At 41.4% G+C, this 21,226-nt stretch carries 14 protein-coding genes and 1 tRNA gene; 1 reads left to right on the top strand and 14 read right to left on the bottom strand.

Annotated elements, in window-relative coordinates:
* Positions 1-227 precede the first annotated feature (227 nt).
* The 6 genes from recD to BGP78_RS10440 all read right to left on the bottom strand — a co-directional run bounded on the left by recD (position 228) and on the right by BGP78_RS10440 (position 13,346).
* Positions 228-2,141: an exodeoxyribonuclease V subunit alpha gene (gene recD / locus BGP78_RS10465; RefSeq protein WP_119861347.1), complete on the bottom strand. Its 1,914-nt coding sequence runs from the start codon at positions 2,139-2,141 to the stop codon at positions 228-230.
* The gene (gene recB / locus BGP78_RS10460) at positions 2,138-5,674 is read right to left on the bottom strand and encodes an exodeoxyribonuclease V subunit beta (protein WP_119861346.1); all 3,537 of its coding nucleotides are present in this window, start codon (positions 5,672-5,674) and stop codon (positions 2,138-2,140) included. The genes recD and recB overlap by 4 nt, the downstream gene beginning before the upstream one ends.
* On the bottom strand, positions 5,661-8,918 hold the full coding sequence (gene recC / locus BGP78_RS10455; protein ID WP_119861345.1) for an exodeoxyribonuclease V subunit gamma: 3,258 nt from the start codon (positions 8,916-8,918) through the stop codon (positions 5,661-5,663). The genes recB and recC overlap by 14 nt, the downstream gene beginning before the upstream one ends.
* Positions 8,919-9,026: 108 nt before the next feature.
* The gene (locus BGP78_RS10450) at positions 9,027-10,052 is read right to left on the bottom strand and encodes a GGDEF domain-containing protein (protein ID WP_119861344.1); all 1,026 of its coding nucleotides are present in this window, start codon (positions 10,050-10,052) and stop codon (positions 9,027-9,029) included.
* Positions 10,053-10,178: 126 nt separating this feature from the next.
* A complete protein-coding gene (locus BGP78_RS10445; protein WP_119861343.1) occupies positions 10,179-12,221 on the bottom strand; it encodes an EAL domain-containing protein in 2,043 nt (680 codons plus the stop codon).
* Positions 12,222-12,302: 81 nt separating this feature from the next.
* Entirely contained in the window at positions 12,303-13,346 is a 1,044-nt protein-coding gene (locus BGP78_RS10440) for an alkene reductase (RefSeq protein ID WP_119861342.1), read from the bottom strand.
* A gap of 151 nt (positions 13,347-13,497) precedes the next feature.
* On the opposite strand from BGP78_RS10440, the gene BGP78_RS10435 reads away from it, so the two are divergent.
* Complete coding sequence (locus tag BGP78_RS10435; RefSeq protein ID WP_119861341.1) at positions 13,498-14,079, top strand: TetR/AcrR family transcriptional regulator; 582 nt, start codon at positions 13,498-13,500, stop codon at positions 14,077-14,079.
* A gap of 242 nt (positions 14,080-14,321) precedes the next feature.
* On the opposite strand, the gene BGP78_RS10430 is transcribed toward BGP78_RS10435, so the two are convergent.
* From BGP78_RS10430 to tolQ, 8 genes are all read right to left on the bottom strand, one after another.
* Positions 14,322-14,411: transfer RNA gene (locus BGP78_RS10430), tRNA-Ser, on the bottom strand.
* Between the two features lie 96 nt (positions 14,412-14,507).
* Entirely contained in the window at positions 14,508-15,548 is a 1,041-nt protein-coding gene (gene nadA, locus BGP78_RS10425; RefSeq protein WP_119861340.1) for a quinolinate synthase NadA, read from the bottom strand.
* 286 nt (positions 15,549-15,834) lie between these two features.
* Positions 15,835-16,587: a tol-pal system protein YbgF gene (gene ybgF, locus BGP78_RS10420; protein WP_119861339.1), complete on the bottom strand. Its 753-nt coding sequence runs from the start codon at positions 16,585-16,587 to the stop codon at positions 15,835-15,837.
* Between the two features lie 16 nt (positions 16,588-16,603).
* Positions 16,604-17,137, bottom strand: a complete 534-nt coding sequence (gene pal / locus BGP78_RS10415; RefSeq protein WP_119861338.1) for a peptidoglycan-associated lipoprotein Pal — start codon at positions 17,135-17,137, stop codon at positions 16,604-16,606.
* A gap of 38 nt (positions 17,138-17,175) precedes the next feature.
* Entirely contained in the window at positions 17,176-18,534 is a 1,359-nt protein-coding gene (gene tolB / locus BGP78_RS10410) for a Tol-Pal system beta propeller repeat protein TolB (protein ID WP_119861337.1), read from the bottom strand.
* 9 nt (positions 18,535-18,543) lie between these two features.
* Positions 18,544-19,485, bottom strand: a complete 942-nt coding sequence (tolA, locus tag BGP78_RS10405; RefSeq protein ID WP_010365043.1) for a cell envelope integrity protein TolA — start codon at positions 19,483-19,485, stop codon at positions 18,544-18,546.
* Positions 19,485-19,913 (bottom strand): protein TolR, encoded by a 429-nt coding sequence (gene tolR, locus BGP78_RS10400; protein WP_010365041.1) that lies wholly within the window; start codon positions 19,911-19,913, stop codon positions 19,485-19,487. The genes tolA and tolR overlap by 1 nt, the downstream gene beginning before the upstream one ends.
* Positions 19,900-20,604, bottom strand: a complete 705-nt coding sequence (gene tolQ, locus BGP78_RS10395) for a protein TolQ (protein WP_119861336.1) — start codon at positions 20,602-20,604, stop codon at positions 19,900-19,902. Before tolQ ends, tolR begins: the two co-directional genes overlap by 14 nt.
* Between the last annotated feature and the right edge of the window lie 622 nt (positions 20,605-21,226).

Here is a 21,226-nt window from a genome sequence, read left to right as displayed (position 1 = left end):
TGCAAAAATGAACCTGAAAGATCAACAGCCCCTAATATTACTCGCAAAAAATACCGCCATACACAGCTAAAGTATGGCGGTGATCTACTAACCACTGGGCAGTGGGTTCAATTATTTATGTACTCAAACACATAGGTAGTGAGTGCCTAGCTTTTTGAAATAAAGCGTCAATTATTAAAATTAAATGTAGAACAGACCATTAAAAAAAACAACTAAGTATCATTAAATTAACCTAAAGTTAACCTATCTCGTAGCCCAGAGCATCGTGATACCGATTTTGCCATTGCCATATAAAGTACTTGAGGTTGTGCTACCAGCTCAAATTGGTGTTTGGCACGCGTAATACCGGTATAAACTAATTGACGGTTCACGCCTCTTGCTGCACGTTGCCTAGGAGGTAAAATCATTGCGGTATGGCTAAATTCAGAGCCTTGTGATTTATGAATAGTCATGACATAAACACTTTCATGACTCGGGAGCCGAGCTGGATAAAACGCTCGCTGCGCGCCTTGCTCATCAATAAATACCGCTTTAAGTTGCTGTGTTTCATCTGGTAATAAGATACCAATATCGCCATTAAACAGTTTTAACTGGTAATCGTTTTGCGTGATCATAATAGGTAACCCTGCATAGTATCGCCCGCTGGGCATGATCAACCCCTTAGAAAATAACTGCTGCTCAATACGCTTATTTAGCGTTGTTACACCATAAGGCCCTTCCCTTACCGCAGCCAGTAATTGATACTGACCAAATGCATGGTGAATAGCCACAGGATCTGCTTTCTCATGCATCAATTTTAGATACTCTGCGTAACGATTGGCAGAGCGAATAATTAAAGCTGTGTACTGCTCAGTCGTTAAGTCATACAACGCTAAATCTTTATACCCTTGTTCAAGGGTGTGGGATAGCTGTGCACGGCTATTATTGTTTACTGAAAATGCCAATTGACCTATCCCACTGTTGCTATCAAAGCGATGACTTTTTTGTAGAAATGCCACGCTATCAGCTAAATAAAACTCACTCTGTGTAGCATGTAAATACGGGTTACCTGCAAAGCAAAGTTGATTCAGTTGTGAAACAAGGTTCTTGCTATAAGGAGGCTGTTCGCCAAGTGTCAGCCCTTGGCACAAATCACTCAATACACTGCCCGTATCTACTGAAGTGAGTTGATCTTTATCTCCCAGTAAAATCAGCCGCGCATGATCTGGCAACGCAGTCACTAATTTAGCGAGTAACGACAAATCAACCATAGAGGCTTCATCAACAATCAATACATCCAGATGTAACTGATTTTGTTGGTTAAAGCGATAGCGATTACTGTGTGGGATCACGCCCAACAAGCGATGTATAGTTTGTGCGTGCTCAGGAATAAGGTGATCTATGTCTGGACCGAGATTAAGCTTATCTTTTGCACCTAAAATAGATTCACTCAAACGTGCTGCTGCTTTGCCTGTTGGTGCAACCAACTTGATAGTTAAAGGCGCTTGTTTATAAAGCGACTGCAAAATTGCCAGCAGCTTAGTGACTGTCGTCGTTTTCCCCGTTCCTGGGCCACCCGTTAGCACACAGAACCCTTTAATTGCAGCTATGGCACACGCTACTTTTTGCCAATCAACATCATGGTTAGTGTTATCAAACTCACCAAAATATTCCGTTAATAACGACTGCAAACGAGACAGATCTACCTTTATATTCTGAGCTTGCATCTTTTTAAAGCGTTCAGCTAAAGTGACTTCATAAGTCGCAAGTCGACTCAAATACAATTTTTGCGCAAACAACTGCAGTGGCTTGCCATCACCAACTGCATGATGCGAGTCTAGTCGTTGCCATATTTTTTTTCCGGATGACGATTGCCATGGTGTTATAGGTAAGTCTTCCTCCACCAGCTCAACGATCAATGAGAAAGGGTTGTCCCAATCGATATCACTATACGCTAAACAGCTATGTTGATTTTGTTCTGACTTTAACAACAACAAAATGACATAAAAACAGTCATTCAGTTTTTGATTGTTTAAAAGCTTAGCTAACGCGATATCACTATGACGTAACCGACCTTGCGCAAGTAAATACGTTAAATACTTACCGTGATCAATGGTACTCGCTGGCGCTCCCTCTTCAGAAAATAAGTCGAGTTGGCTCATGACAATGCTCCTTGTGAAAACAACGCATCTAAAGACAGTAACTGTGGTATGGTCAATTTATTAAAGAACACGCCTGCGCCATCTGGCATAGCCCTTAAAAATAAATAATATATCCCACCTAAATGAACCTGAGGGTCATAATTTTCTATACGCTGCTTGAGCAAACGATGTAAAGCAACAGAATAAATCAAGTATTGTAAGTGGTATTGATGTGCATCCATTGCTGAGCGTAAATTGTCATTTTGATAGTCAGCTGCACTATCTCCTAGGTAATTCGATTTATAGTCTAAAATAAAATACTGATCATTATGTACAAAGATCAGGTCAATAAAGCCTTTTAGCAAGCCTTTAACTTGTTCAAACTGTAGATGACTACTCTGTCCTGTGATCTCCAATAACAGTTTATTTAGTTTAGGCGCATTTAATGGCTCTAAAGGTAAATAAAACTCCATTTCAACGAGGCAATCATCTGGCTTTAATTGCGATAAGCTCAGCTCACTCTCTCGGTCTAACATGCATTGTAAACACGCACTGATCCACCGCTCTGTTGCCATTTGCCACTGGCCATCTATTCTAAACTTAAGTAAGCATTGCTCTACAGCTTGACTCAAAGGCAGTTGTACCTCCCCGACTGGGCTCTCAGGCTGCGTAAAATCTATCAACTCAAAGATTTCATGCAAACAGCTGCCAGGTTTGGCACCTTTAGGAAAGCTGTACGCAGACTGCTCAATCACTATATGCTGATCAGGTAAGTCAAGTTGATGATTTTCATCCAGTGCGCCGAGTGGCCTTTCATCAGAGTGCGCATGATAACTCAATTGACTGAAGCTTGTTGCTCGCCAGTGTGTTTCAATTTTCGTATTGACCCGTCTTACCTGTAATTGTTCACATTCAACCTCTTGTGACACACGCAGTGTTGCTCCGTTAGGGCTTTCGACAAATTCACAGTCTATATCGACATGCTGTGCGCAAAATTCAGTTAATCGTTCATGCCACTGCAGCGCTTCACTAAATGGTGTTGCACCGAATAAAACGAAACCCAAAGAGGTGTGTGTGATCCCTGGCTTTTTCGTTCGACCGGCCGCAATATTAAATAACCCCATATCACAATGATGTACCGCTCGAGTGATCGCCACATACAATAAACGAATGTCTTCTGCTAAGCGCTCTTTTTCAGCATATGCACGCTGATCATCATCAGGTGCAAGGCTGTATACCAGTTTGTCATTTTCATGATACACCGCCTCTGTGGCTTCTCTGTATGTCGTTGCAAAAGGCATATAGACAATTGGGTACTCTAGCCCTTTAGATGCGTGCATGGTAACTATCTTGACTAAGTCAGCATCACTTTCTAAACGCACTTGAGCAGCATCTTGCTGTGCTTCGCTACATTGTGTGCCCAACCAACGTAATACACGCAGCGTGCCATCTAGCTCAATTTGCTTTTGCTGCAATAACTCAGATAGGTGACGATAATCTGTTAACCATCGCTCCACCATATAACCATTACTTTTCCATAAACGTGGCAACTGATTATCAACCAATAACTGCTCCAACATCGCCATAGCCCCTTGCTTATGCCAAATGCGCTGTAATCGAGCAAATTGATCCAAGTAATGCTGCCAAGCAGCTTCTTGTTCACGTAATTCAAAAATGTCTTGGTGATGCAGTGCAAATAACGGACTCGCCAGTACGCCTCGCAAAGCAGCCTCGTCATAACTCCCATGAAGCACCGTTAAAAACTGTAACAATGCCAATGAAAGCGGCTGTTTAAAAATGCTGTCTCGGGCTAAATAAACACTGGCGACCTCATGCTGTTGAAGCGCTGACTTCATGATGCTTGCTTCATTACGGTCACGCACCAGTATGCAAATATCACTCGCTTTAACCGCTATATTGCCTATTTTAGCTTCTCCTTTATGTGCTTGGGTGAGCAACAAGGTGATTTTCTCAGCGAAAATAGTGCTTAGCGAAGTCAAAGCCACCCCTTTACTCGTGGTCACATTGTCGTCTTGTAACACACTGAAGGTCAGCGCTTTATGTTCATCACCATTTAATGTAAAACGCTTTTCTTCACTTTTTCCTTTTGCGGCAACCGCAATGAATGGGATGGTTTTATTAAAAATAAAACTATGTTCATGAGCAGAAAAAATACCGTTCACCGCATTAACAACTCCTTGAGATGAACGATAGTTGGTCGATAATGTATATTTGGCACTGTCAGCCACGCTCTGCTTGGCTGCCATGTACGTAAATATATCAGCGCCTCGAAAACCATAAATAGCCTGTTTTGGGTCCCCAATCATCGCGAGCGTCGTGGTATTTTGATCACTATAAATACAACCAAAGATCCCATACTGTATTGGATCAGTGTCTTGAAACTCATCAATCATTGCCACAGGGTACAGTTCAGCTATTTTTCGCCGTAATACGTGCCCTTGCTCGCAGTTTAATGCATCATGCAAATTGCTTAACAAATCATCTGGTGTGATCAACCCATGTTTAAGCTTATGAGCCTTTAACAGTGATTTAACCGACTTGCTCGCATGTTGTACTATTGCTAACGGTAAACCTTGACTCACTTGTGCATGTAACTTGGCTAACTTACTGAATTCAGACAACATAGGATGAACAATACACTGACCATTTTTCTTGTAATAGTGCGTGTCTTGAAGTAGCTCTTCACTCCACAAATTAAAAGAATGCTTTGCTGTACCAAATTCAAAATACCATTGTGCTCCATCACAGTAATCTCTCAGTGCATTGATATTTGCCGCGCGACCGGGGGCTTTATTCTTCGCAAGATCAGAATTAGCCAATACCGTAAAAAAGTCGCTGGTGGACAAACGCGCTTTAAAGGCTATGGCCTCACTTTGATATGCTTTACGAGCAGAAAGGACATCGGTTAACTCATAGTGCGGTGTAAGTTCAGCATTGCCTTTACTCAATACCTTCATGACTTTCGACACTAACGCGTGAGGGCTGGAAAAATGGGTTAATATCGCCTCCGTCGTATCTTTATCTAAAGGATAGATAAAACTGCGCCAATGGTCTTTTACAGCCTCAATGATCAACTCAGATTCATCTAAAATAAATTCTAGATTAAAGGCTACATTGGATTCAAAGGCATGCTGTTTTAGCATGCGTTGACAAAAACCATGGATCGTAAAAATCGCTGCTTCATCCATAGACTTTGCCGCAGCATCAAGTAATGCAAAAGCAGCTCGCTGGTCGGTAACCTGCTCAAGCACCGCACCAATTAGTTCATCGTCACATGGCGCGCCTAACAAAGCGTCGCGCGCAGCAATGATCCGAGTACGTACTCGGTCTTTAATCTCTTGTGTTGCCGCTTCGGTAAAAGTAACGACCAAAATTTGATCAACACTGAGTGGCATCTGATCCTCAGTGGTTTGTAATCCCAGTAAGCAACGAAGGTATAACCCCGTTATGGTATATGTTTTACCCGTCCCAGCACTTGCTTCAATTAAGCTTTGCCCAACTAAAGGCATACTTTGCGGGTTAAGCGTCTGCATATTTTTGCTCCTGCGCCAATTCGACAACCGCTTTTAACAAACGGTGACTTATTTGACTAAACTCATCTTCAACATCAAATAAACGCATAAAATTCAACGCCACATAAGGGTTTTCGCATTCACCAAAACCAATATACTGGCCACCAGAGAACTTATTTGCCGCTTTTTGCATATCACCAGTTTTAACGAGTTCATACCCTGAATTTGGAAAAAATGGCTGAGGTTCGGTTAATGCACTGTGATAAAAGTCAAACCATAGCTGTAGATGCTCAAGTGCATCACTAGACTCCATGGGCGCATAAGTGACCACTTCATCTAGCCCATAAATATGCGTACTCACCGCTTCACCATGGCATTGAGCAATACAGTGTAATAAAAAACCGCGAATTTTATCTTTTGCTTTAATGCTAGCACTGCGATAAAACACTTGGGTATTGTCATACACACTGTCTAACCAACCCAATAACGTGCAATTCGATATCACCAGTGCTACCTCTATCGGGTCTCGGTGATTTTTTAGCATTGGTTTTATATGTCTTACCATCGGCGCGATCCGTTGATGCAATTGATCTAATTGAATTGTGCCAACATGTGCTTGCGGTAAATTTCCTCGCTGCAATAACTGTTTTTCATTGGGTTGCTGATCGGCTAAAGCAGCAGCTAATAGCTCGTCTAAATAATAATACCTGTCTAAGGTATCCAGTAAAAATGGCTCTTCATCTTTATCTTGCAATGACAAGCTGGGTAACCTCAGACCCAAGCTTTGCTGATAAAACGCATCTTGTGGATTTAAAATAGTACGTAAAAATTGACTCAACTCTATTTCACCCCCAATGCTAACATCAAGTGCCGCGGGGACTGTTTTTGGTAACGGCGTCTGATCGGTCAACCACACCGGATTGTAACTTTGAAGAGGGTTGTCCTCAGTATAATAACTGGGGTGAAAAGGTTGTAATTGCGCTTGCTGTAACAAATGCTGCGACGGCAATACGGCGCTTGCTTGATAGAAGAAACTTCTATCAAGGTATTCAAGTAACTCACTGACAAGGACTGACGGCATTTGCGGCTCATTATTAAAACATGACCGACCGACATAACTTAAATACAAGGCATCTCGGGCGCTTAACACCGCTTCTAAAAACAAATAACGATCATCTAACTTACGAGAGCGATCACCTTTTTGACGGTGAGAATGTGGCACCAAGTCAAAACCAATCGGTTGCACTGTTCTAGGGTAGTCAGCATCATTGAGACCCAACATACAAACAACTTTAAAAGGCACTGCACGCATAGGCATTAAAGTACAAAAGTTAACCGGACCCACTAAAAATCGTTGCCCAACCCCTTTTTCTTGCACCCCTTGCTTCACCAAATAACTGATCACCTGAGGTGACACCGGCTCTTGCATATCGCGGTTTTCGTCATGTTTATTTAAATCATCAATGACTTTCTCAAGGGTTAATAGATCCCAGCTTTGTTCCGCTTCTTGATGATAAAACTCACTGACCAACGCACGCAGAACTTCTGCCTTGTCACTCAACCGTGTACTTTGTGACAATTGCGATTTGTACTTCGCTAAGCACTCAACAAAATGCACTAACTTACTGAGCGTATTCACTGCCATTCCTTCCACTTGATCAGCAGGAAATATCTCATTAAACTCATTATTCTCGTCTGAACACGAGACCCCCAATAACAATCGATTTAAACCATGTTGCCACGTATTGAGTGGCATAGCGGGTAGCTCATGTTCTTGTTTGTGTTCAGCATTAAGCCCCCATTTCACACCGACCTGATCGAGCCAATATTTTAATTGCTCGAACTCATGCTCTTCTATGCCAAACTGCTCAGCAATAGGCGTTGCAGCCAATAAATCTATAATGTCAGATACACCGAAGCGGCTAAATGGTAAATTAACAAGCGTCACAAATGAGCTTAGAATGGGCTTTTCTTGTTCAATAGCAAGATCAGCCAATGCGTAAGGAATAAAACGATCACCGCTTGCGCCCGCAAATACCGCTTCAATATAGGGGCTGTATGTACCAACATCAGGCATCATAACAATGATATCTTTTGGCGTTAACGTAGGGTCTTGTTCAAATAACCGAAGTAAATGATCATGTAGACACTCGACTTCTCTCAGCGGCGTATGACAATCCTGCAATAAAATCGAGCGGTCCGTTAGCTCTATGGGCAACTTGCCTTCATCATTAATAAACCATGCTTTGTCATCAGTTAAAGACTCACCTTTAAAAGCCAATTGGTAGACTTCTTCTTGAACTTTGCCCAATAAAGTCTCATCAAAATCGTCGATGAACCCATCAAGCCACTGCGCATCAAGTTGCAATAATTGTTCAAAATAGTCTCGACCAAGCTTACCCCATGATGATAAAAGCGGATTGCCAATAAAATAGTACTCACCCTGCTTTGCATCAATTTCTGGTTTTTTTGCGTATTTAGCTTCAATTTTAGCCTGTGTTTTCTCGTCAACTAAATCACCCCAGTAGTGTTCACTTGGGTTAAAGAAAAATAATAAAACAGACGTTTTTTCAGACAAAGCCTGAAATATTTCTAGTTGGCTCGTCGCCATTGCTGATAAACCAAAAATACTGATCCTTTGCGGTAGCGCACTTGGTTTCGCATCTGCTAACGCTTTGAGCAATTGGGTATGCATATTCGCGCGATGGTAATCGCTTTGTTGTAAGTTTTGTGTATGTATGACCAACCTTCGCCATAGGTCCGGCTGCCACGATGCAATTGAAATGTCGACATCTGGCAATTCATCCCCCCCAGAATCCCATGTACTGAGCCATTGGGGGCGATACATTAAATATTGGTCATAGATATCTGCTATTTTTTCGCATAGAGAAAAGAGCTTGGCACCATGCTCATCATCTTCTAAGTACTGTGATAATTCTTGATAGCGTGCATCGTCTAAACACTCGGGTAAAATTGTGACCAATTTCCACGTCATGTTTAACTTATTGTATGGGGATTCACTCGGCACATTAGGTAAAAACTGTTGATAAAGCTGCCATATAAAACTTGACGGTAAGGGGAAATCTACTTGCGCCGCAACACCAAGCGCTTGACTCATACCAATTTTAAGCCACTGTGACATACCCGGTGACTGCACTAACACCGTTTCTTTTTTAAAAGGAGAACTCAAAGGAGCTGTTTTAAGCACCGTATGAAACTGCGTTTGTAGCGCTTCCATACGGTTTGACTGAATTATATGCAACATAACGTGCCAAACCTTGCTAATGAGCTGCAATCACGACGCAATACTAAGCAGCTACATATTTTTATTTATTTGGCACAGTTTATGTTATTTATTCCACCTTAGATAGCTCTAGAACAAGTCGATATCGTTGCTTTCTTGATGACATTCAATCAGCTTATTCGCGATTAACTCTTCATAGAAACATAGCTTATCTCGGCCATTTTCCTTCGCGTAATACAATGCTTTATCCGCGTTTTCTAATACCGTAATAGGAAAGTCATAGGGGCTTATTCTCGACATACCCACGCTAATCGTTAGCTTTTTCACAAAAGGAAAGTGCGTCCCGCGCACTAAGTCCATAAACTCAGCCAGTTTCTTATGTATCGAGTCGTAGTCGGTCGGTTCAAACACCATCACAAACTCCTCACCACCAAACCTAAATAACAGGTCACTCGAACGAAAAAACTGCCTCATTTTTTGTGCAAGTAATAACAACACTTCGTCACCACAGACATGCCCATAGTTGTCGTTTACTTTTTTAAAGTGGTCTATATCAACCATTGCTAACCACGACGTTGCGCCTTGGTGTTGATTACGTAGATCACTCTGCCATACCGTTTTATGCTGCTTGATGACTTGTTTTTCCATCAACTGTTTTAACTTTTTTTCAAACGTTTGACGGTTTAATAACCCCGTCAACTTATCACGCTCATTCTCATGCAAAATCGTTAAATAGTTTTCAAATATACGACAAAAAGCGTTAAGTAAAACCTGATCTGAACTCTTAAGTCCATCACTCACAATGGCTATCGCACCAATAGGTTTATCGAGCAACGTAATTGGTAACCACCTTCGCTCTACGCCATCATTAGATTGTACCGTGATAATACATGCTGATTGCAAACATGAAACAAGCTCAGGTTCAGGTTGACGAACCACTTCTCTTTCTTCCCATTCATATTCACGGTCTGTCAGAACCTTTAATAACAGGCTTCTTTCAATCGCGAGCTCCCCTTGGATCTGCAAATCTTTGTAAACGGCGACTTCTTTGCAGCCAATAAACTCTTGAATAGTCGAGATCAAACTGTACTCTAACGAGTCTACATCTCTGGTTTTTGTGATTTTAATCACTGAATTCAGTAATTCTTCTTGCATATACTGCCTGCTAAAATACGTTTAATGCTGCTACCCAGCACCATTTGTGTAAGTTATAAACAACCCGCTAACGACATGCAATACTTTTCTATGATAATGGACAATATAGCTGTTCCCTTTATTCAGCTAGTGGTCAACATTCTTTGCCACTTTAAATGTGCGGTCGTAGTCTATGAGTTGCTCGATTGGTAAGGCCTTTTCATAGTACCAACCTTGTACCGTTTCGATTGATAATGCCTTTATAAAGTCTAGCTGAGATTGTAATTCGACGCCCTCAGCCACTAAGGTTTTATCCATTTGATGCAGTAACTGCACAACGGCACTATAAAACTCTCGGCCTTGGTCTGTTTCTACTTTATCTAAAAAGGCTTTATCTAGTTTGACTTGCTTTATTGGTAAATCAGACAGCATTGATAAACTCGAATATCCTGTACCAAAGTCATCAATGACGGTGTCAATTTTATGAGTCTTTAATCTATTAATATTATTGATTACGCTTGATTTATCATTGAAATAACTCGACTCAACCACTTCAATTTTTAACTGCTCAGGGAACTCTTGAAAACGCTCACATATATACAATACAGAGCTATCATCATTGATAAGTGTCGGATTCACGTTAACACTTATCACTGGGAAAAATGACTGAGACGCAAAATACTCTAAGTCTAGGGCGGCTTGATCAATGACCCATGAATCAATGATCGTTGTTTGCTTATGTTTCACTAAAATATCTATAAAGTAGGGCCCCACTATCGTCCCATCAGCTTTTTTTAGTCGTAATAGTGCTTCATAACCAACGATATTACCCGTCACTTGGCTCACTTGCGGCTGGTAATACAATAACAACTCCCCTTGCGCTAACTCTTCAAGTACCTTATTCAGCGCTTTAGAAGCACGCTCTTGGGCTCTTTGTGTTTGAATAAATTGCGATTCACTCGCCGAACGCAGTTGCTCTGAAATATTAAGTTGCTCGCTTAAATGATTTAGGGCTTTTTGATAATGAATTTGCTCGCTATGCCACTTTAGAAAGGGGTAATAAATGACCGCATTTAGTAACAGCAGCGCCAGTTGTAGGAATACGCCAGACAGCCCTCCACTGACTTGATACCCACTGATCAAAGTCGGCGTCATCCAACTCAAAGTAATATCATTGGTACTAATAAGCCCCCACTCAATAATTTGGTACGAAATAAAGAAATTGATAACTGGCACAAAAATAAAAGGGAGCAATAGCACAGGGTTCAAAAAGATAGGTAATGCGAATAAAATAATTTCACAAAAATTAAATGCGGTAAATGGGATTGATAGCTGCGCAATATTACGCTCATGTGCCCCTTTTCTTAAAAAAAGTGATGCCACGATCAGCCCCGCAAAACACCCTGTGCCACCAATTAAAACAAATGTGTCGTAAAATGTTTTTGCAGATAGGTTACCCACCAAATGTTCATTTAAAAATATTTCATCGAACAACATATTAAACGTGTTGTCGCCATGCACGCCAAAAAACCAAAAAGTATGCGACGCCAACATGCGTTTAAAAGTTAATTCAGCCACTGAAGAGTGGGCTTGATCTGGGGTTACCCACCCTCCAATGAGGTGCCCTATTTCACTGAGTACGGGTACCCATAAATAAAAACTAAAAAATACAATGGTGAATGGTAAAATAACTAAAAATTTTTCACGTAAAAACCGACTTAATGCACTGAATTGCCGCCTAGGTTGCGGTAAGGTCCGCATCAAGTATACAAAGAGTAGACTACTGATACTTGGTAGAATAATAGCGTATGCCGTGGCAGTGCTGTCACTTAGCGTGAATTCACCCGCGTGTAACTGTAAAAACTCCCCGTGCACAGCGAAACATAATAGCGCTAATAAAGCACCAATAATGCCACTTTGTGCATAATTTTTCGTTAAGAAAAATCCAATAGAAATACTGACTACAACAGGAAAAAACAACAGAATAATATGCGCGCTGCGACTCACAATATTTGCAATTGTCCCATCATCATCGATAACATTCAGTGTTAACGCACTATTGAGCGCTAAAATTGCCAAAGCACTGCTCACAAAATATGGAATAAGTGCGATGAATGCTTCACGCAAAGACAATAAATATCGTCCGTGAAGTAACTTAGAGACTTTATTTTGAAGTGCGTGCAACGGCAATGGGCATACCTATTATTGATTTTACCTAAAGTATATGCCCAGTTCAGTCTCTCTGCTCAATTATTATATTTAAGATTGACCCTAGACTAGCGCTTGCAGCATTGACTCCTCATATTCTTTAAGGGGTTCACTGTTTTTAACCCGACTTATGTAATCAGGGTTTGCAATCATGGGGCGACCGACCGCTACGAGGTCAAAACGATTCTCTGTAATTGCTTGTGCGCCAGTTTCAGCGGTATAACCACCAACGCCAACCAATGTCCCTGTATAATATTTACGCACGTAATCAGAAGCATGGCCTCCTAGATAATCAAATGTCATCGAGTCATCAAATATACCAATATGCACAAAAGCCAATGATCGACTATTCAATGCTTGCAACAAGTGATCAAAAACAGCGCGGTCGTCATGATTGCCTTCCATTAAAAAGTAGGCACCGGGCGATAACCTTAACGCAACCCTATCAGAGCCAATCTCAGCAATTACAGCGTCAACCACTTCTAATGCAAACCGAGACATATTTTGCACACTACCACCATATTCATCACTGCGGTTATTTGATGCAAAGTGTAAAAACTGATCGATGAGATAGCCATTGGCACCATGTATTTCAACACCATCAAAGCCCGCAGCGATGGCATTCTTTGCCGCTTTCGCATAATCAGCCACCAACTGCGCGATTTCTTCAACACTTGCAGCTCTTGGAGTTTGATAACTCAAGTCTCTCATACGAGGTACGCTGCCTTCGATCCCAATATTTGACGCACTCAGTACGTCACCGCCACCAAAGAAAAATGGATGTGCTACACGCCCAACATGCCAAAGTTGCGCAAAGATTTTCCCCCCTGCATTATGTACGGCTGTGGTGACTTTTTTCCACCCGTCCACTTGCGCTTGATTGAACAACCCGGGCGTATTTGGATAACCCTGCCCGTCAGGGCGAATGATGGTTGCTTCCGAAATAATTAACCCCGTGTCTGCTCGGCGCGCATAGTACTGCGCCATTTGCTCTGTAGGCACTAGGTTTTCATCGGCCATACAACGTGTTAGTGGCGCCATCAGAATCCGATTTTGTAATGTCAGGGTACTATTTAATTCAAAGGGGGAAAATAATGTGCTCGTCATTGTGCTCTCCATAATTGATGATTTTCTTGAATGATTGTTCAAGCTTAAATTTAATATATGGCTATTTGAACGATCATTCAAGAGTCATTTTTGAATAAGCAATCAAATTAAGTTATTATCAGTACTAATTAGTGGGTAATTTCGACATCATATGAGAAGTGCAGAATTCAATAAAGAGCATGTATTACGTCAAGCCATGGTAACGTTCATGCAATACGGCTACAACAAAACCAGTATGCAAACTTTAACTAAAGCAACTGGATTACACCCTGGTTCTATTTATTGTGCCTTTAAAAATAAAAAAGGCCTGTTACTTGGTGCCATTGAGCAGTACCAACAAGACCGTAACGCACAATTTGAAACGTTATTTTCTCAACACACAACTGCGCACAGTGCTTTAAGCGCATTACTCGATGTTATTGTCGACGAATGTTTAAACGGCGAGTCAGGTCAAGTGTGCTTGCTAACTAAAACCCTTACTGAGCTTGAAGGGCAAAATGACGAGATCTCTTCAGTTCTAGCCAATAATCTTATCTCATTCGAAAACAGCTTGGCCAAAGTCATACAAGATGGCATTAAAAGGCAGGAAATAAGCGCTAAGCCAGATGCCAAAGAACGCGCGCAATTTTTAGCGATGGGAATATACGGTATTCGCACCTATGCTGCAACACGACGACAAGCTGAGATATTAAGGCAGTTAAGTGATCGTTTACTTGCCACAGTACTGACCTAGCTACACACTAAAATAGCAGTACGTTTAACACCGTCAATTAGCATTGATAAATAGTGAAGATTTCATAATTGTGGGGGGATTAGCTGTAAGTGATTTTGCTAAAATATGAGATGTACACTGCCAGATGCTCAGTGAATATCTTTGTACTTCACTAATAGTTAACTGTAACAAGGACGTAGCAGACTATAACGTACTAAAGGTACTGTGTTTGAAAATAAACATGAGATAGTACTAAATGAAAATGGCGGAGAGGGAGGGATTCGAACCCTCGATAGGGGTTAGCCTATACACGAGTTCCAGTCGTGCGCCTTCAGCCACTCAGCCACCTCTCCGATACACCTAAGTGCGGGGCTAATACTATGAAAAGCCACGCACTTTAGCAAGCTCTTTTTAAGCCTGCACGCTTAACTGCTCAACTAACAAACAGTTTAGCGTTGTAAGCTCGCCGAGAAGTCTAACATACGATCTAGTGAACGTAATGCCCCTTCGCGAAGTGACATATCGACGAACACTTCTTTCCCTTCAGGGTTCACTAAAGACTCTTCTATGGCTTTCAAACCATTCATCGCCATCCACGGACAGTGCGCACAACTTTTACACGTAGCACCTTCTCCAGCCGTTGGTGCAGCAAAAAACTCTTTATCTGGGCATAGCTGCTGCATTTTGTAAAAAATACCTCGATCAGTTGCCACAATAAACTGCGTGTTATGCATCGTTTGCGCCGCTTTTATTAATTGGCTCGTAGAGCCGACAGCATCAGCTAAAGCAACAATCTCAGCAGGAGACTCTGGATGAACGAGTACGGCAGCATCAGGCTTAAGCGCCTTCATATCTTTCAATGCTTTAGTTTTAAACTCATCATGTACAATACAGGCACCATTCCACATGATCATGTCTGCACCCGTATTCTTTTGGATATAAGATCCTAAATGCTTATCAGGACCCCAAATGATCTTCTCACCTTGCTCATCTAAATGCTCTACAATCTCTAGTGCACATGACGATGTTACTATCCAATCAGCACGCGCTTTTACAGCCGTTGAGGTGTTTGCATAAACAACGACTTTACGATCTGGATATTGATCACAAAATGCTGAAAACTCATCGATTGGACACCCAACATCTAACGAACATGTCGCTGCAAGCGTTGGCATAACCACGGTTTTGTTTGGTGTTAATATTTTGGCTGTCTCACCCATAAAACGCACACCAGCAACCACAATCACATCAGCATCGTGCTTTGCACCAAAGCGGGCCATTTCTAAAGAGTCAGCAACACAGCCACCGGTTTCTTCAGCCAAAGCTTGAATCTCAGGATCTGTATAATAATGCGCAACTAACACCGCATTCTTTTCTTTTAATAGAGTTTTTATCCGCGCTTTGTACTCATCTTGTTCTTGAGTAGTTAAAGGTGCAGGTTTTGGAGGAAAGATATAATCCTCAGGCATGATTTGTTCAGCTAGACTCATTTCTCGACCACTATAGTCCACATTGCATAATTACCGCGAATTATACGGAAATAGACACAACAATCATAGTCAATGACGCTTTTGGGATAAAAAAATTAAGAATATATGACGTTTACCAACTGAGCTAATGACCCACTTAGTCGCAGCAGTTTGGTTTGAACCAATCGCCTGCTGCGGGCGCTTATAATACTTATTTAAAAAATGAGTGCAACTTAAATACGTAGTTTTTTTAAGTTTTTATGCTTAAGCGCTTAATTTTAAACCATAGTGGCAAAAAATCGAGCTTTTAGATCTTGGATAAACGCTCGGTGGCCATTTTTGCAGCCGTTGTGCTTGGGTATTCATTTAGCAATGTCGTCAAAATAGACTTAGCTAATTCTGCTTTTCCCTGCTTTTCATAGAGCGTACCCAGTTTTAACATTGCCTCTGGGCGTTTATTCGAATCAGCAAAACTATCTACCACTGTTTTGAAGTGGCCAATCGCATTTTCATCGTCATTTTTAATTGATAGAAGCTGCCCCAACCAATAGTGCGCATTAGGTATATACACCGACGTTGGGAAAGTGGTCAAAAATGACTGGAACTCAGGGATCGCAGCATCATAACGCTTATCTTTCATGATTAGCGCCACAGCTTTGTCGTACGCTTCATTTTCAGATAGGTCACTACTAACAGCTTGAGATGAATCTATCACCACCTCAGTGGCTGCCGTGCTGCTCGCTTGCTCGTACACCTTAGACACGCGGTTTTCTATTTCTTGGTATAATTCACGTTGGCGCTGTAACACTTTCTCAAGCTTATAGCTCTGCTCTTCGGTAACACCACGTACTTGACTTACTTCGTCTTGTAATAAGCCTAACTGCTGCTGTAGCTCGACTTGTAATAGGTTGCGGGTCTTCATCATACTTTCTAACTGCGCAATGCGTTGCTCTAAAGACGATTGCGAGTTTGCAGCCTCAGAAACAGGAGCGGGAGCAGCCAAAATTTGGGTGCTCCCGCTCAGAATCATTATGGCTGCCAATAGTTTCGTTGGCTTCATAATATCTCTTATCAAATTAGTATACTAAAACCGCACGACGGTTCTTAGCAAAAGCTTCTTCAGTGCGAGACTTCACCATTGGTTTCTCTTCACCATAGCTTACTACTGAAATTTGGTTGTCAGACACACCTAAGCTTTGCAAGTATTTAGCAACTGCTTTACCACGGCTTTCACCTAGCGCAATGTTGTACTCTGGCGTACCACGTTCATCAGCATGGCCTTCAACCAATACTTTTACGCTTGGGTTCTTAACCAAGAAGTCAGCATGTGCTTGTAAAAGCTCAGCGTAAGCACCTTGTACTGTTGATTTATCAAAATCAAAGTAAATGATCTGCTCTTGACGCAGTGCTTCATATTTCTCACGAAGCTTTTCTTCTGCTGATTTAACACGTGAAATCGTGTTTACATCAACGTTGTTATTTTCTTGAGATGTTGCTTGGTTACTTTCATTTGCAGCACCTTCATCTACACTTGAAGATGAGCTACACGCGGCTAGCGTCATTACTGGCAACGCCACTAATAGAGCTTTTAATGTTTTGTTAAGTTGCATCGAGTATATTCCTATATCTTAAAATCTAACCAGCAAAATTACTGTAAAAATGGCGACCAAGCTGGAGCTTTCACTTGCCCATCAGAAACCGGAAGTCGCGCTTTAAACCGCCCATCCATAGACACTAAAGCCAATACCTGCTTGTTGTTATGCAGCGTACTATAAATAATCATCGAGCCATTTGGCGCTATGCTCGGAGATTCGTCCAGACGAGTTCTTGTTAAAACTTGAAATAGCCCGGATCTCAATTCTTTTTTAGCAATATGATATTTGCCAATGGTACGATTTACCATTACCAAATGCTTCCCATCAGGTGTCACTGACCCTGCTAAATTCATATCGCCGTCAAAGGTAATACGCTTTGACCTACCAGTTTGTAAATTTAACTTATAAATCTGGGCATTACCACCCCTTTCAGACGTATACACAATTTCTTTGCCATTTGGGTGCCAACTTGGCTCAGTATCTATGCTACGGTGACGTGTTAAACGACGCTCTTTGCGTGTTTGTAAGTCATAATGGTACACCTCTGTTGCACCACCTGCATCTTTAGAAAGTACAATGAGCAACTGCTTGCCATCAGGTGAAAACTGCGGTGCGCCATTTATTCCAGGGTAACTCGTGATGAGATCTCGTTTACCTGTATAAATATCTTGCACATAGATTTGTGATTGGCGATTTTCAAACGTAACGTATGCTAGTTTGTTTGCATCAGGTGACCATGACGGCGACATTAAAGGCTCTTTTGAACGCAATAACACCTGTTCGTTAAACCCATCATAATCTGCAACAACTAACTGGTAAGGCTTATCATCCTCGTCACGAACAATTACATAGGCAATTTTTGTTCTAAACGCACCGCGTTCTCCCGTCAATGATTCATAAACCACATCGCTTATTTGATGTGCATACTGTCTGAATCCATCGCTAGATATTACACTTTGTCTTGCTTCTTGTACGTGATCTTGGCTTTTCATTAATTGACCATTGCTCATCATACGCGTTTCACCACCCGTAATTTGTGCTCTGATCACATCAATTAATTCATATTTAACTAAGTAACGCCCGCCAGGTTGCTGCACAATGGTACCAACAATCACCGCTTCAACCCCTTTATTTACCCACGCAGTATAATCGACCTCTTTATCTGTGCTCGGTAATTGAGGCAACTCGGTAAATGAAAGTGGTTTGAATTTACCGCTTCGCGTTAAATCAGCAGCGATAACTTCACTCACTCGCATAGGCTTTTGACCAACCCCTTCATATTTAAAAGGAACAATGGCAATCGGGCGTGCGCTATCCACACCTTCTGTTATAACAATCTCAAGCGCCGCATGGACGACGCCTGACATGCCAAAAGCAACAAAAATCAACAATGCTTTTAATCGGTTGAACATAAACTTCCTTTATAAATTAGGTTTAATTGTTAAATTAATATTTTTAAGCTGTTCAAAAACATCTTTCTCTTTTGAAACTGGCAGTGTATCAGCCATTCTCACAGCACGTAGCGCGGCTTCACAGACTAGCTTATCACCGCCTAAGGAGCGTGAATCAGTCACCAAACCATTAAAGCCTAGACGAATATTGACTCGGCATTGTTTGCCTTTCATCTTTTCATCAATTAACAAGTTTGCCTGTATGCGCTGCATGATCAGTGCTTTGTATTTATCAACTTCTGATAATACCTGCTGTTTACGTATTTTATTACGCGCTGCCTGCTCTTTTGCTAACTGCTCTTGCATTAACTGCTCTTGTAAAGCCTTTTGACGGGCTTTTTCTGCGGCCTCTGCTTTACGTTTTTCTTCTGCCTCACGACGCTTGCGGGCATCTTCAGCTTTTTTAAGCGCATCTTCTTCCGCTTTACGTTTATTCGATGCTGCTTTTGCTGCTTTTTCTGCCGCTAACTTTTCAGCGCGTGCTTTATCGGCTTGAGCGCGTTGCTTTTTCTCTATTTCACGGGCTTTTTTGGCTTGCGCTTCGGCCTTTTTCTTCTCGGCTACTTTCGCTTTACGCTGCTGCTCTAGCTTTTTAATACGTCGAGCTTCAGCTTCTCTATCTTTACGTGCTTGACTCGCTCTGCGCTCTAAATCTCGAATGCGCTTTTCTTCCGCCCGCTTTTTATTCAGCTCTTGCGTTTTAAGCTCTGCTATTTTTTTCTCAACAGCAGACTGATCGACAGAAATGGCTGAAACAACCTTTTCATCTAAAGGCTCAGTAATTTCAGGATTTAATGTCACTTCCATCACAGTAGGTTCAGGCGTATGAAAGTTTGCCGAAGCGAACAATATTCCGGCCAAAGCAAAATGTAGTACCAGCGACTTTAAAATACCGCTTTGTAATGCTCCCATTAGCCCTCCTCAAATGATTTAGTCATCAGGCCAACTGAGGGCACACCCGCATTTTTTAAGAAGTCCATAAGAAGGAGTACTTCTTGGTAAGACACTCTACCCGAGCCTTTTATCATCACTGGGGTGTCTGGATTTTGTTGTAACTTTAGTTTAATAACCGCCGCCACTTCAACCGCATCCATCGGCGCTTCAGGATCAGTTCCTACACTGACAAAATATCGCCCCTCTGAGTCTATCGAGGCTATTATCGGCGGCGCATCTTTTGTTTTAACTAAATCTGACTCTTGCATTTGTGGCAAGTCTACTTTAACCCCATGCGTAATGAGCGGTGCAGTGGCCATGAATATGATCAACAGTACCAACATCACATCGATGTAGGGCACCACATTGATCTCTGCGACTGGGCGACGTTTTTTACGCTGATACATGTTGCTTTACCTCAGCAGAACTTGCGGCCTGACGATGAAGTATATTGGCAAACTCTTCCATAAAGTTAATGTATTGCGTTTCAAGTTTCTCAACACTCTTAGCAAATTTGTTATATGCCATAACTGCTGGGATGGCAGCAAATAAGCCCATTGCTGTGGCAATCAAGGCTTCAGCAATACCTGGCGCAACCATTTGCAGCGTTGCTTGTTTTACTTCACCTAACGCAATAAATGCATTCATGATCCCCCACACAGTACCAAATAACCCAACATATGGGCTTATAGACCCAACGGTCGCTAAAAACGATAAACTTGATTCTAGCTTTTCCACTTCACGAGATAACGCGACGCGCATAGAACGATGTGTGCCTTCAATAACCAGTCCTGCAGATTGAGTGCTTTGTTTTTTATGTCGAGCAAATTCTTTAAAGCCAGATACAAATAACGCTTCTAGACCTTGCGGGTTAACTGCACGGGCGGTTACTTCGTTATACAGTTTACTTAAGTCCATACCGGACCAAAATTTTTGCTCAAACTTTTTCGCATTATCCATTGCGTTTGAGATAATTGATCTGCGTTGAAATATAATGGCCCATGAGGCGATTGACATGCCAACAAGTGCCAACATTACAAGTTGTACTAGCACACTGGCTTTTAATATAAGATCAATAAAATTTAGTCCCGATTCCACGTTATTATACTCCTAAGAAATGGTGTGTCGGCTTTGTCTTGCGCTATAGCCGGTTACAACATTGACTGTAAGCGACTATAAAGGTTCAGTTAGTTTACCGACACATATCTGTGCTGACAATCTCATTACTATGAAATTACGGTATTTGGCGATAAATACGCTAAAAACACACTAGAACGATATACAGAACCTTCACATAGTTAATTCAACAAATATTAGCCCTGAATAATAAACGCGTATTTATGAATGCTAGCTGCATAAAACTCATGGTTTATGCACAATTTACGAATAAACCACCAAAAACCAATTGGTAATACCAATTAACAACAATTAAACTAATAATAAAGCAAAAACCAAAATAAATAAAAATCCATATAAAACATCAATTTAATAAATTACACTGATTAAATAAAAACCAATAGGTACAATAAAAAAAACCTTCGGATTAGTTTTATTAATTTGAAAAAATAATTTTTCTAGTTTGATGAATTACCCAAACCTCTTTAATATACACCCTGTACTGAGCACACAGCATCTATTATGCAAAAGCACAGTTGTTAGCAATAGGATTCTGATTTGTCGTATTGCTGTGATAAGAGCGCTGAGGATAAAACCAACGTTA

This window comes from Pseudoalteromonas sp. MSK9-3 (assembly GCF_003590335.1).
Lineage (GTDB): Bacteria > Pseudomonadota > Gammaproteobacteria > Enterobacterales > Alteromonadaceae > Pseudoalteromonas.
The sequence above is the reverse complement of the archived record's forward strand: the minus strand, read 5'-3'. Positions and strand labels throughout refer to the sequence as shown.